Consider the following 13,143-nt stretch of genomic DNA (forward strand, 5'->3'; position numbering starts at 1 on the left):
CGGTCGCGCCAGGATGGAGACCGGCCTGAACTGCCGGAGCGCTGCGCCATGATGCGCTATGACCGCCCTGTCATCGGCCTCGCCTTCTGCCTGTCGGGCCTCGCCGGCTTCGTGGATGCGCTCGGCTTCCTCAGTCTCGGCGGCTTCTTCGTCTCCTTCATGAGCGGCAACACCACCCGTTTCGCCATCGAGCTCGCCGGCCGCCATGCCGGCGGCATCCTGCTTGCCGTCACGATCCTCGGCCTTTTCGTCATCGGCGTGGTCGGCGGTTCGCTCGCGGGCCACTTCGCCGGGCGCCAGCGCAAGGCGGCGGTGCTCGCCTTCGTCACGCTCGCGCTGCTGATCTCGGCCGGCCTGGACATGATCGGCTTCGGCATGGCCGGCGCCGGCGTGCTCGCCATGGCGATGGGCGCTGAGAACAGCGTCTTCCAGCGCGACGGCGAGGTCACGATCGGCCTCACCTACATGACCGGCACGCTGGTGAAGATGGGCCAGCGCATCGCCGGTGCTCTGCTCGGCGGGCCGAAGCTCGCCTTCCTGCGCCATTTCGTGCTCTGGCTCGGCCTGCTCAGCGGCGCGATCGCCGGCGCCATCGCGCATAGCCGCATCGGACTCGATGCGATCTGGCTCGCGGCCGGCGCCGCCGCCGTGTTCACGCTCGTCGCGCTCTTCATGCCCGAGCGCGACTGACCGGAGCTTTGCCGCACCGGAGGAATCGGTCATGTTCCCGGCACGATCAGCCGGAGCTTTCCCGATGCGCGCCTCAACCGTCCTCGTCCCGGCCTTCGCCGCGTTCCTGCTCTCGGCCTGCCAGACACCGTCCGGCAGCGCGCCCCCGGCTCCGCCGCGGTCGCAGGCTGCGCCCGGCGTGACGCCGAACACCTTCCGCATGCCGTCAGGCACCGGCTGTTCCGGCGAGGTCGAGCGCTTCCAGGCGGTGATCGACAACGACCTGGACACCGGCCACACCACCAAGAGCGTGCATGACCGGGTCAGCGGCGAGATTTCGCGCGCTCGCTCGACCTGCTCGGCCGGCAACGACGCGGGCGCCATCGGCCAGCTCAAGGCGACCAAGGCGAAGTTCGGTTATCCCGGCTGAATGAGGCTCGTCATGCTCGGGCTTGACCCGAGCATCTCGGAAACCAGCGCCCTCTCGTCAGGAGGTTCTCGGGTCGAAGCATTGCTTCGCCCGAGAATGACGTAGAGGGCCTACGCCGCCAACCCGCGCTTCTCCAGCAACGCATCCGGCGTCGGCAGCCGCCCGCGGAAGAGCGTATAGGCCTCCGCCGCGTCACGCGTGTCGCCGGCCGAATAGATGTAGCGCTTCAGCTTCTCGGCCACGGCCGGCGAGAACACGTCGCCGGTCTCGGTGAAGGCGTTGAAGGCGTCGGCATCCATCACCTCCGACCAGAGATAGCTGTAATAGCCGGCCGAATAGCCGTCGCCCGAGAAGACATGGGTGAAATGCGGCGTCCGGTGCCGCATCGTGATCTCCGCGGGCATGCCCATGCGGGCGAGCTCCGCCGCCTCGAAGGCAAGCGGATCGACTTCTGCCGGGGCCTCCAGCGAGTGGAAGGCGAGGTCGACCAGCGCCGAGGAGGTGTACTCCACCGTGGCGAAGCCCTGGTTGAAGGTCTGCGCCTTCTCGATCTTCTCGATCAGCGCCTCGGGGATCGTCTCGCCCGTCTCGGCATGGCGGCAGTATTCCCGCATCACCTCGCGCGTCATGAACCAGTGCTCGTAGAGCTGCGAGGGCAGTTCGACGAAATCGCGCGCGACCGAGGTACCGGCGAGCGAGCCATAGGTCACGTCCGAAAGCAGCCCGTGCAAGGCATGGCCGAACTCGTGGAACAGCGTGCGCGCATCGTCGAGCGAGAGCAGCGCCGGCTTGCCCTCGGCTGGCTTGGCGAAGTTGCAGACATTGACGATGATCGGCCGGGTTTCGCCATCAAGCTTGCGCTGGCCGCGGAAGGCGCTCATCCAGGCGCCCGAACGCTTCGAGGCCCGGGCGAAATAATCGCCGACAAACAGGCCGATGTGGCGCCCGCTCGCGCGCTCCGTCACCTCGAAGATGCGCACGTCGGGGTGGTAGCCCTGAAGCTCCGGCCGTTCCGCGAAGGACAGCCCGAACAGCTTGCCGGCGACGTCGAAAGCCGCCTGCCGGACGCGGTCGAGCTGAAGATATTGCTTCAGCACGGCCTCATCGAGCGCAAAGGTCTTCTGCCGGACCTTCTCGGCATAATGGCGCCAGTCCCAGGGGCGGATCGGCCCGTTCTCGCCCTCGCTCTGGGCGAGCGCCGCAAGATCGGCCGCCTCGCGCGCCGCCCGCGCCTTGGCCGGCGTCCAGACCAGTTCGAGCAGCCCGCGCACATGCTCCGGCGTCTTCGCCATGGCGTCGTCGAGCTTGAAATGCGCGAAGGTCGGATAGCCCAGCAGCTTAGCCTTCTCGGCCCGGAGCTTGACCATCTCGGCGACGATCGCGCGGTTGTCGCTTTCGCCGCCGTTCTCGCCGCGCTTGCTCCAGGCGATGAAGGCTTCCTCGCGCAGGTCGCGACGCGTCGAGAAGGTCAGGAAGGGCTCGATGATCGAGCGCGACAGCGTCACGGCGTGCTGGCCGGGCTTGCCGCGATCGGCCGCAGCGCGCGCCATCGCCGCCTTCACGAACTCCGGCAGGCCAGCAAGCCCCGCCTCGTCCGCGATGAAGAGCGCATAGGAGGATTCGTCCTTCAGCACGTTCTGGCTGAACTGCGTGCCGAGCCCGGCCAGCCGCTCGTTGATCGCGGCGAGGCGCTTCTTGTCTTCGGGGTTCAACTGGGCACCCGAGCGGATAAAGCCCTTGTAGGTCCGCTCCAGCAGGCGCGCCTGCTCGGGGTTGAGGCCGAGCGTATCGCGCCTGGCATTGACCGCATCGACGCGGGCAAACAGCCCCTCGTCCATCATGATCGCCGACCAGTGCCGCGAGGTGATCGGCGACAGATCGCGCTCGATCGCCTGCAAGGCCTCGTTCGTGTCGGCGCCGGTGAGGTTGTAGAACACGCCGCCGACGCGGCTGAGCGCGCGGCCTGCCCGCTCCAGCGCCTCGATCGTGTTGGCGAAATCGGGCGCGGCCATGTCCGCCACGATCGCCGCGATCTCATCCTTGTGCTTGGCGAGCGCCGCATCGAAAGCCGGGCGGATATGTTCCGGCTTGATCGCCGCGAAGGGCGGCAGCCGGAACGGCGTCTCCCAGCGCGAGGCGAAGGGGTTTTCGGCCGGCAAAGGCAGGGCTTCCGGATAGGTGGCTTCGGAATGATTGGCCATAATCATGATCCTCGAAATATCGTGAGCCAAAACACGCCGTCATTCCGGACCAGCGGCGAAGCTGCGCCGATCCGGAATCCATCGAAGGGCGTAGCGCTCTATGATGGATTCCGGGTCTGCGTTTCACTTGCCCGGAATGACGGAACCGCGGGGCTGGAGTCCGCCAAAAGGTCAGCCGAACATATGCGCGAGATAGCGGCGCATGAAGGGCGGCATGTCGTGGTTTTCGGTATCGGTAAGATCGCGCACGATGACGATGTCGGAGAGCTCCTCCTCTTCGAGATGCTTCATCCGCTCCAACATCAGCCTCCGTGCCTCGTCGGCGGGAAGATCGATGCGGACCTCCCGCATGAAGGCGATGCGGCCCTGCTCGATCAGCGCCGTCCAGCCCTCGCCGACCGCGAGTTCCTCGACGCGCAGGCCGGTCTCCTCGCCGAGCTCGCGGGTGACGCTGCCGGCAAGATCGAGCGTCCCGTCGGGCCGGGCATCCTCGCGGTCGGGCGTGCCGGCGGCGAAATAGACCTTGCCGGCATTGGCAGTGTGCTCGCCCATCTTGCCGCAGAGAAAGGCGCCGTCATTGGCCCTGAGCGCCGCCATGGCGAAGCCGTTGCGGATGGCCGGGCCGGGATAGCCGGCGTCGCGCCAGGTCATGAAGGCAGCGTAATCCGTCTCGAAATAGCCGGCCTCGAACACGCCGTCGCGGATCGCGGCCTGATGCTGCAGCATGACGCGGCCATTGAACATGGCCGGCTTGCCGGCGCTGATCTCGGCCCAATGCGCCGCGATCTTCTGCGCGTTATCGCGCGCGAAAGCCCAGTCGTAAGGCTCGACCAGCGCATCGACCCGCGACAGCCGGACGATCGTGCCGTTCTCGACGCCGTCACTCACAGCAGCACGCCCTCGCTAACCACGATGGCCGAGCCGCCGATGCGGGCGGAGACCAGCGCGCCGCCGCGCACGCTTAGTTCCAGCGTGATCTGCGACGGTCGCCCCATCTCGTAGCCTTGCTCGATGACGAGGCGGTGGTCGCCATCGCCGGGCTTGTCATAGGCCATGACCGCGCCGGCGAAAGCGGCCGCCGCGCCGCCGGTCGCCGGGTCCTCCTCGATGCCGGCGCCCGGCCAGAACATCCGCGCGTGAAAATCGTGGCCTGGCTCGGCGGTCTCGCGGGTATAGAGGAAAGCCCCGCCATGGCCGAAGGCCGCGGACCAATGCCCGCGTTCGAGCCGCGCACGGCCGATCGCCTCGCCGCTCGCCACCGGAACGCAATGAAACGGCACGCCTCCGCTGAAAAGCGTCGGCACATGCGACCCGTAGCCGATATCGCCGGGCTGGAGCCCGAGCGCCGCCGCAATCGCAGCCGGCGCCCCGGTCTCGCCCGCACGCTCCGGCAAGCGCGGCAAGGTGAAGGTGGCGTGCCCCGCATGGCTGCCCTTGATCGAGACCGCGCAGGAGACCGGCCCAACCTTCTCCTCCAGCACCAGCATGTCGGCTGGCCTGCCCTCCGCCTCGTCGCTGAGCGCGAGCCAGACCGCCGTGCCGACGGTCGGATGGCCGGCAAAGGGCAGTTCGCCACCCGGCGTGAAGATGCGGACGGAGGCGCGATGCTCCGGCTTCTCCGGCGGCGCGACGAAGACCGTCTCGGACAGGTTGAACTCCCTGGCGATGGCCTGCATCGCCTCGGTGTCCAGCCCTTCCGACTGGAGCACCACGGCGAGCGGATTGCCGGCATGGCGGCGCGTGGTGAAGACGTCGAGCGTGACGAAGCGGCGTTTCATCGGGATCACCCCTGGGGTATTTCGAGATCGATGGTGAGCGGGCAATGGTCGGAGGCCTTGGGCCGGTCCCAGCCGACGCGCGGATAGCGATCGTTGCAGGTCGCGAGCTTAGCCATCGAGCGGTCCGGCTCGCGCGGATCGAGCGGCACGCGATAAGGCAGGCCGCGCCGGATCATCTGCATGGCCGGACGGGGATTGGCTGCCGCCAGCGCAGGCGAGAGCAGGATATGGTCGAGCGGCATATGGCTGTCGACCAGCTTTTCCTCGCGCTCCGACCAATAGCGCCGGAAATGCGTCCAGCGCTCATGCGCCGGCAAGGTCTCCATCGGATCGACCGCGAAATCGTCGAGCAGGGGCTCGATGCCGCTGGCGCCCTCGTCGACGATTTCGGCGCGCGGGCCGAGGCCATGGCGATAGCCATTGAGATCGCCCAGTACGATCCAGTTGGTCTCGCGCCAGCCGCCGCCGAAACGCTGCTGGATCAGCCAACGCACCGCCCGCGCCTCGGCCCGGCGCACCGGTAGCGTCGCCGCCCGCCCATCCTCGCGGCCATTGTTCATCGACTTGAAATGGCAGCCGAACAGGCTGAGGCGGCGTCCAGCGAAGGTGAGCTCCACCTCCAGGCAATCGCGCGCGAACACCTTGCCATGCGGCCCGATGCCGAACAGGGCGAGCTCGCGGTCATGCACGCCCGCCTGCGCGAAGGTCAGGTCCTTGTGCGAGCGCACCGTGACCTGTCCCGGCCCGAACAGATCGCGCCGGGCCGCGAAGCCGATATCGATATTGCGGCGATCATTACCGTCGACGAGCGTGAAATGGCCATAGCGATGGTCGGCGATGCGGTGGACATAGTTCGCGAAGAAGGCCTGGAGGCTCGCGAGCGAATCGACCTCTTGCAGCATCCAGAGATCCGCCGCGGACTCGGCGATGGCGAGCGCCGTCATCTGGCGCTTGTCGTCCTCCAGCGCCACCGCGAGCGAGCGCTCCACCGCGTCGCGCTCGTCGGCGCGCGGAAAATGGAACAGCGACATCGCGGCGTCCGTCTCGGCCCGCCCGCCTGCCTCGAAGCGATGGCGCGTCAGCAGGTTCTCGACATTGAAGGTGCCGACGCGCAGCTTCATCGCGATCGGCTCAGATCGCCTGCGGCTCGAAGACCTGCGAAGGCATGACGAACTCGTCCTGCGCCGCGACCGTCAGGATCTCGCGCGAGCCCGCCTCCTTCGTCCGCTTCAGCAGGCCGTAGATCGAGGATGCCGCCTTCGAGAGCGCAGCCGCAGCCGATTCCTCGCGCAGGTAATGGGTGAAGAACAGGGCCGCGATCGCATCGCCCGCACCGTTGACGCTGACATCGAGCTTCGGCGTGCGCACCCGCCAGGTACCCTTCGCATCGGCCGCCATCAGGTCGATCGAGTCGCCCGGCGTCTCTTCCGTCACGAGCGAGGTCACCATCACCACCTTCGGGCCGGCGTCGCGCAGCGCTTCCACCGCGCGATGGGCATCGGCGATGGTCTTGATCTCGACATCGGTCAGCAATTCCAGCTCGAACTGGTTGGGCGTCACGATATCGGCCGCCGGCACCGCCTGCTCGCGCATGAATTCAGGGATGCCCGGCCGCACGAAGACGCCGCGTCCGACGTCGCCGATCACCGGATCGCAGCAGTAGAGTGCCTTGGGATTGGCCGCCCGCACCCGCTCCACCGCCGAGAGGATGGCATGGCCGATATCGGCCGAACCCATATAGCCGGAGATCACGCCGTCGCAGCTCGCCAGCACCCCGCGCTCGGCGATGCCCTCCATCACCTCGTCGATCATGCCGCCATCGAAGACGCGGCCCTTCCAGTTGCCATAACCGGTGTGGTTCGAGAACTGCACCGTATGGATCGGCCAGACCTCGACGCCGAGCCGCTGCATCGGAAAGGTCGCGGAGGCGTTGCCCACATGGCCATAGGCGACATGGGACTGGATCGAGAGAATATTCATGGTCCGAAGCGATACCCCGTTCGCGGTGGGACCGCGAACCTAACGGCTCTCACGCGGGGCGCAAATCGAAAGCGGTGAAGCAATCCATCGCTCGCGCAGAGCGACTATTCCCGCGGCGCGATATTGTCCATCGTTGTGGTCAGGACGTAGCGCAGGCCTTCGGGCCGGTAGTCCAGCGCGACCTCGCCCTGGAATTTCTGGGCCATGACGCGCTCGACTAGCCGCGAGCCGAAGCCCTGCCGCCGCGGCTTGGTCACAGGCGGCCCGCCGCTCTCGATCCATTCGAAGCGGAAGGCATCCTCGCTCTGCGGCCGGCCGACGGACCAGCGGATCGCGACCTCGCCGGTCTCGACCGAGAGCGCACCGTATTTGACCGCGTTGGTGGCGAGTTCGTTGGCGGCAAGCGCCAGCGTCATCGCCTGGTCGGCGGTCAGCTGCAGCGGCGGACCTTCGACGCGGACCATGCCGATATCCGAGCGATGCGGCGCCAGCGCCCCCTCGATCACGGCGCGGATCGGCGCACTGCTCCAGCTCGATTGGGTCAGGATGTTATGCGCCTCGCCCAGCGTCGCGATGCGGTCGCTGAGGATCGACTGTGCCTCCTCCAGCGTCTCGGCCGAGCGGAAGGTCTGGCTGGCGATCGCCGCGATCATCGCCAGCGTGTTCTTCATGCGATGGGCGAGTTCGGCATTGAGCAGGCGGCCGTTTCGCTCCGCCTGCACCTTGCCGGTCGTCTCCATCACCGTGTCGATCATCCCGAGAACCCGGCCGTTCTCGTCCCGAATCGGGCTGTAGCAAAAGGTGAACCAGGCTTCTTCCGGATGGCCATAGCGATCGATCAGAAGCGGCATGTCCTCGGCAAAGGTCGCTTCGCCAGCCAACGCCTTCTCGGCGATCGGCCGCAGCTCGTCCCACACCTCGGACCAGACGTCCCGAAACGGAAGGCCTAACGCAGGAGGCTTCTGACCGAGCAGCGGCTTGTAGGCGTCGTTGTAGATGCTGATGAAATCGGGGCCCCAGAAGATGCATTTGGGGAAATGCGAACCGACCATCATGCCGACAGCGATCTTCAACGCGGCCGGCCACGCTGCGATCGGCCCGATCGGCGTCGAACTCCAGTCATGGTCACGAATGGCAGCGGCCATCTCGCCGCCGCCATCCAGAAAGGCGTACTCGCCGCTCACATGATTCCCCCCGCGCCAAACCAGCGCAGCATGCACCTAACGCAGATCGAGCGCGTTGCCAAAAGCCAGGCCGCGCGCTCGTGCATAAGTCAGGAGCCGGAGGCTGCCTTCTTGGCGAAGCTGTCGATGAATGTCTTCGTCAGGTCGACATTGGAATTGGTCAGTTCGGGATCGAGCAGCTTGAGCGAATCGTACATGCTCTTCATCGCGTCGGGCGTCGCGATGCCGGTGCGCGAATAGCTTTCCTGCGAGTTCTTGACCGCGCGGATATAGAGCGGCTTGTCGCCGAGCAGGAACTCTTCCGGCACGAGGTCCGCCACATCCTCGGGCTTCGCCGTTTCCAGCCATTTCAACGACTTCATGAAGGCGTTGACCAGCTTCTGCGTCGTGACCGGGTTCTTCTCGGCGAAATCATTCTTGAGATAGAGCACGGCCGCCGGGTTCGAGCCGCCGAACAGGGCCTTCGTGCCGGCCTCGGTGCGGGTGTCGATCAGCGAAACGATGTCGCCGTCGGCCTCGAGCTTCGAGGTGACGGGATCGAGATGCGAGATCACGTCGACCTGCTTCTGCTTGATCGCCGCGACCGCGCTCGCGCCAGCGCCGACGCCGATGATCGCGGCATCGGTCGCCTTCAAGCCGGCCTTGACCATGGCATATTGGGCGGTCAGCGCCGTCGACGAGCCGGGCGCGGTGACGCCGATCTTGAGGCCCTTGAAATCGGCGGCGGACTTGACCTTGTCGGCAAGGTCCTTGCGCACGGCGATGGTGATGGCCGGGAAGCGCCCGAGCTCGATCACCGCGCGGACGTCCTGGCCCTTGGCCTGCATGCGGATCGTGTGCTCATAGGCACCGGTCACGACATCGACCGAGCCGCCGACCAGCGCCTGCAGAGACTTGGCGCCGCCGCCGAAATCGTTGATCTCGACATCGAGCCCCTGCTCCTTGAAGAAGCCCTTCTTCTCCGCGACCGTCAGCGGGAGGTAATAGAGGAGCTGCTTGCCGCCGACGCCGAGCGTGAGTTTCGGCTTCTCGGCATTCTGGGCGAGCGCGGCATGCGGCGCGATGCCGAGCGCGGTCGAAAGGGCGAGCGCTGCCAGCGCGCCGCGGCGGTTGAACTTCATGGCGAAACCTCCGGTTGAATGGAAAAGCGCTTCTGCGGGGCGCATTCGGCAGGAAGGATAGGCGAGATCGGTGGAGGCGAGCAACTCCACGCTGTCATCCCTCAAGCGGTGGTCGTCGAGCTCTGTGCCGGCCGCCAGACCAGGAGCCGCTTCTCGACCAGCGTCACCAGCGCATCGATGGCGATGACGAAAATCGCCAGGATCAGCATGCCTGAAAACACGCCGGTGACATCGAAGACGCTCTCCGCCTCGTGGATCTTGTAGCCCAGCCCGGCGGAGGAGCCGAGATACTCGCCCACCACCGCACCGACCAGCGCGAAGCCGACCGAGGTGTGCAAGCTGGAGAACATCCAGGTCAGCGCCGAAGGCCAATAGACATGGCGGAAGAGCTGGCGCTCGTTCATCCCCAACATGCGCGCATTGGCCAGGATCGTCGGCGAGACCTCGCGCACGCCCTGGTAGACGTTGAAGAACACGATGAAGAAGACCAGCGTGAAGCCGAGCGCCACCTTCGACCAGATGCCCAAGCCGAACCAGAGCGCGAAGATCGGCGCCAGCACGACGCGCGGCAGGGCGTTCGCCGCCTTGATATAGGGGTCGAACACCGCCGAGAGCAGCTCGCGCCGCGCGAAGGCGAAGCCGAACAGGATACCGGCGAGCGAGCCGATGACGAAGGCGAGCACCGTCTCGGTCAGCGTGATGCCGAGATGGTAATAGATATCGCCCCCGGTGAGCTGCTTGAAGGTGCGCGCGAGCACGGCCGCTGGCGTCGAGAAGAAGAACTGCATCGTCTTGACGTCGCCGAAGAGGCTCGTGGTCGTCACCACATGCCAGACGCCCAGGAAGACCAGCATCACCAGAATCTGCAGCGAGATGAGCTTTATCCGCTTCATGATGCGTCTCCCCCGACGAGCTCGCGCCCCTCGCCCATCGCATAGGCCTTCTGCACCTCGACGCGCAGCGAGGCCCAGATATCGCGATGGATCTCGTGGAAGGCCTTCTCCAGCCGGATATCGGCGATGTCGCGCGGGCGCGGCAGGTCGACCTTGTAATCGGCGACGATCCCCGCCGCCGGCCCGGCCGACATCACCACGACCCGGTCGGAGAGCGCGATCGCCTCTTCCAGGTCATGGGTCACGAACATCAGCGCCTTGCGGTCGCGCGACCAGAGATCGAGCAGGAGGTTGCCCATGATCTGCCGGGTCTGCGCGTCGAGCGGCCCGAAAGGCTCGTCCATCAGCAGGATCTCGGGATTGCGGATCAGCATCTGCGCCAGGCTGACGCGCTTGCGCTGCCCGCCGGAGAGCATGTGCGGATAGCGGTCGACGAAGGTGCGCAGGCCGACGCGGCCGAGCCATTCGCGCGCACGCTGGTCGGCCTCCTGGTTCGGCACGCCCATCGGTTCCAGCGCGACCTTGACGTTCTCCAGCGCCGTCTTCCATGGCATCAGGGCGTCCTGCTGGAAAAGGTAGCCGGCGCGCCGGTTCAGCCCCGAGAGCGGCTTGCCGAAAATGCCGACCGAGCCGGCCGAAGGCGCGAGCAGGCCGGCTGCCGCGTTCAGCAACGTGGACTTGCCGCAGCCGGTCGGCCCGACGATCGAGACGAACTCGCCGGGATGGACCTTGAGATCGATGCCCTTGACCGCCTGGTAGCGACCGCCATCGGCAAGGTGGAAGGTGATGTCGACGCCGCCGAGCGCCACAGCCGGATCGCCTGACGAAACCGCTCCTGAGCCCGCATGCGCATGCGGGCGATCCTGCAACGCCATGAAATTCGTTTCCTCGCGGGTGCGGGCTTGGCGCCCGGCCGTCAGCTTTTCGCGTTGCCGGAATTAATAGGCGATCGTCCCGGGAAGGCAACGCCCTGCCCTGCGGCGGCCCGCCGCTTGCATCGTGCCGGTGACCCGGCCATATGGCGAGACCGACCCGACCCCGCAGGAGCCGAGCCGAACGCCATGGCCGAACTCGAACAAGCCATGAAGGCGCTCGTCGACTTCATGCAGACCCATCAGCAATGGGCGATCCCGATCGTCTTCGCCGTCGCCTTCGCCGAATGCGTGGCGATTCTCTCCTGGCTTGTGCCGGCCACGGTCTTCTTCACCACATTCGGCGCCGTCGCCGGTGCCTCGGGCCTCAACCTCGTGCCGTTGGCGCTGGCCGCCTCGCTCGGCGCGGGCAGCGGCTTCTGGGTGTCCTATATCGCCGGAATCTACCTGGGGCCCCGCGTCCACGAGTATTGGCCTTTCCGGAACAATCCGCAATTGCTCGATCGCGGCCACGCCTTCTTCGAGAAATGGGGCATCGCCAGCATCCTGATCGGCCATTTCTTCGGGCCGCTGCGGGCCGTCATCGCCATCGTCGCCGGCATCGTCGCGATGCCCTCCTGGCAGTTCCAGATCGCCAACTGGCTGGCTTCCTTCGCCTGGGGCTTCAGTCTGCTTTATGCCGTCGGACGCATCAGCGAATTCCTCGCACGCTGACCGCGCCGGAAACCTGACTGCCCGGTGAACGCGCCATTCGGAGTCCGTTCAAATCGAAAGGCGCCTATTCGCGTCGTCGCATCGCGGCACGTCCCCACGGCGAGCCCGGCGCGACACGCTGAACGGCCCCACGCCGCCAGCGTCGTCCGGCGGAGGGGCCCGGCCCCCGGCGGATGCGACGTTTCCGGGCCGACCCATGAGGTCTTAAGTCATGACGATGTCTCGTTTCCTCATCCCCCTCGTCGCGCTTGCCGCCATGGGCGGCCAGGCCTTCGCCCAGACCGCGACGCCGGCTCCCTCCGCCGCCAAGCCGGCCGCGCCCGTCACCGCGCCTGCAGCACCCGCCACGCAGGCCGCCCCGGCGGTGAAGCCGGCAACCCCGGTCGCGGCGCAGCCCGCCGCCACCCAGGCCAAGAAGATCAACATCAACACCGCCACCGCCGCCGAGCTCGACACGCTCAAGGGCATCGGCGAGGCCCGCTCCAAGAAGATCATCGAGGAGCGCGGCAAGGCGAAGTTCAAGGATTTCGCCGACCTCGTGAAACGCGGCACCCTGCCATCCAATGTCGAGGCCGAGATCAAGGACAAGATCACCTTCTGATCGACGGATCCCGCAGAAAAGCCTCCGGCGCCAGGCGCCGGAGGCTTTGTCAATTCAGGTTCGGAAAGCGGTTGCGTCAGACCAGCCCGACGATCACCGCCAGCATCATCGCCAGCGACAGCGCCATCACCACGCGGATCGCCATGGGCGTTTCAAGAATACGCAGATGTTCCATCACGGCCTCCCCTTTATCGGGCAAACACGAACGGTTTCGCGACACTCAGTAGACCAGCTTCTCCACGGCGAACCACGCGATCGCCACGAGCACGAGCCCACCGATCAGCACCATCAGCACCGGCCGGCCGAGAAAGCCCTGCCGCGCCTCGATCGGCGTCTCGACCGCGGGATCGGCATTGCTGTGATCGTCGGCGCGCATCGGCGGAATCGGATCGCCGCCGCGGGCCTTGTCCAAATCCTCGACCGGCACTCTGGGTCGGGTATCGACCGTCATGACCGTCTCCTTGAGGTCTCGCAAACCTGTTGGGCCTGCACCGCAAGAGGAACGCCTCGCTACCGGACCGGTTCCGATGAGCCTTCTGAAAGAAAGCGGGCGGCGGCCTTTCGACCACCGCCCGCAACCGCAACTATCGTTTGATATCAGATGATTACGTGGAATTCCGGAATCAGATCCGGAACGCCTTGAATCAATCTGGGAAGCCCGTTTCCCTGTCCGTCATTCCCGAGGGCGCTGCCGGGCAGC

Annotated in this window: 14 protein-coding genes; 4 read left to right on the top strand and 10 right to left on the bottom strand. The window is 66.4% G+C overall.

Annotation, left to right across the window (positions count from 1 at the left end; genetic code table 11):
* The first annotated feature begins 48 nt into the window (after positions 1-48).
* Complete coding sequence (locus tag JHD80_RS14215; protein ID WP_199088405.1) at positions 49-690, top strand: YoaK family protein; 642 nt, start codon at positions 49-51, stop codon at positions 688-690.
* 64 nt (positions 691-754) lie between these two features.
* Positions 755-1,099, top strand: a complete 345-nt coding sequence (locus tag JHD80_RS14220) for a hypothetical protein (protein ID WP_199088407.1) — start codon at positions 755-757, stop codon at positions 1,097-1,099.
* A 110-nt stretch (positions 1,100-1,209) separates the two neighbouring features.
* Here JHD80_RS14220 and JHD80_RS14225 read toward each other — a convergent pair whose 3' ends face one another.
* The 9 genes from JHD80_RS14225 to JHD80_RS14265 all read right to left on the bottom strand — a co-directional run bounded on the left by JHD80_RS14225 (position 1,210) and on the right by JHD80_RS14265 (position 11,131).
* Entirely contained in the window at positions 1,210-3,300 is a 2,091-nt protein-coding gene (locus JHD80_RS14225) for a M3 family metallopeptidase (RefSeq protein WP_199088414.1), read from the bottom strand.
* 171 nt (positions 3,301-3,471) lie between these two features.
* Complete coding sequence (locus tag JHD80_RS14230; RefSeq protein WP_199088416.1) at positions 3,472-4,188, bottom strand: NUDIX hydrolase; 717 nt, start codon at positions 4,186-4,188, stop codon at positions 3,472-3,474.
* The gene (locus JHD80_RS14235) at positions 4,185-5,078 is read right to left on the bottom strand and encodes a PhzF family phenazine biosynthesis protein (protein WP_199088417.1); all 894 of its coding nucleotides are present in this window, start codon (positions 5,076-5,078) and stop codon (positions 4,185-4,187) included. Before JHD80_RS14235 ends, JHD80_RS14230 begins: the two co-directional genes overlap by 4 nt.
* A 5-nt stretch (positions 5,079-5,083) precedes the next feature.
* Positions 5,084-6,199: an endonuclease/exonuclease/phosphatase family protein gene (locus JHD80_RS14240; RefSeq protein ID WP_199088419.1), complete on the bottom strand. Its 1,116-nt coding sequence runs from the start codon at positions 6,197-6,199 to the stop codon at positions 5,084-5,086.
* A gap of 10 nt (positions 6,200-6,209) precedes the next feature.
* Positions 6,210-7,058, bottom strand: coding sequence for a pyridoxal kinase PdxY (gene pdxY / locus JHD80_RS14245; protein WP_199088421.1), 849 nt, complete (start codon positions 7,056-7,058; stop codon positions 6,210-6,212).
* Between the two features lie 104 nt (positions 7,059-7,162).
* Positions 7,163-8,242, bottom strand: coding sequence for a sensor histidine kinase (locus tag JHD80_RS14250; protein ID WP_349237268.1), 1,080 nt, complete (start codon positions 8,240-8,242; stop codon positions 7,163-7,165).
* Between the two features lie 89 nt (positions 8,243-8,331).
* A complete protein-coding gene (locus JHD80_RS14255; protein ID WP_199088423.1) occupies positions 8,332-9,363 on the bottom strand; it encodes an ABC transporter substrate-binding protein in 1,032 nt (343 codons plus the stop codon).
* Between the two features lie 101 nt (positions 9,364-9,464).
* The gene (locus JHD80_RS14260) at positions 9,465-10,256 is read right to left on the bottom strand and encodes an ABC transporter permease (RefSeq protein ID WP_199088425.1); all 792 of its coding nucleotides are present in this window, start codon (positions 10,254-10,256) and stop codon (positions 9,465-9,467) included.
* On the bottom strand, positions 10,253-11,131 hold the full coding sequence (locus JHD80_RS14265) for an ABC transporter ATP-binding protein (RefSeq protein ID WP_199088427.1): 879 nt from the start codon (positions 11,129-11,131) through the stop codon (positions 10,253-10,255). Before JHD80_RS14265 ends, JHD80_RS14260 begins: the two co-directional genes overlap by 4 nt.
* A gap of 186 nt (positions 11,132-11,317) precedes the next feature.
* On the opposite strand from JHD80_RS14265, the gene JHD80_RS14270 reads away from it, so the two are divergent.
* A complete protein-coding gene (locus JHD80_RS14270) occupies positions 11,318-11,842 on the top strand; it encodes a DedA family protein (RefSeq protein WP_199088429.1) in 525 nt (174 codons plus the stop codon).
* A gap of 211 nt (positions 11,843-12,053) precedes the next feature.
* Positions 12,054-12,443, top strand: a complete 390-nt coding sequence (locus JHD80_RS14275) for a ComEA family DNA-binding protein (protein WP_199088431.1) — start codon at positions 12,054-12,056, stop codon at positions 12,441-12,443.
* Positions 12,444-12,663: 220 nt separating this feature from the next.
* On the opposite strand, the gene JHD80_RS14280 is transcribed toward JHD80_RS14275, so the two are convergent.
* Positions 12,664-12,894 carry a hypothetical protein gene (locus JHD80_RS14280; RefSeq protein ID WP_199088476.1) on the bottom strand — a complete coding sequence of 77 codons (231 nt, stop codon included), beginning with the start codon at positions 12,892-12,894 and terminating at the stop codon, positions 12,664-12,666.
* Positions 12,895-13,143 lie beyond the last annotated feature (249 nt).

Source organism: Allobosea sp. ASV33 (assembly GCF_016428755.1).
Taxonomy (GTDB): domain Bacteria; phylum Pseudomonadota; class Alphaproteobacteria; order Rhizobiales; family Beijerinckiaceae; genus Allobosea.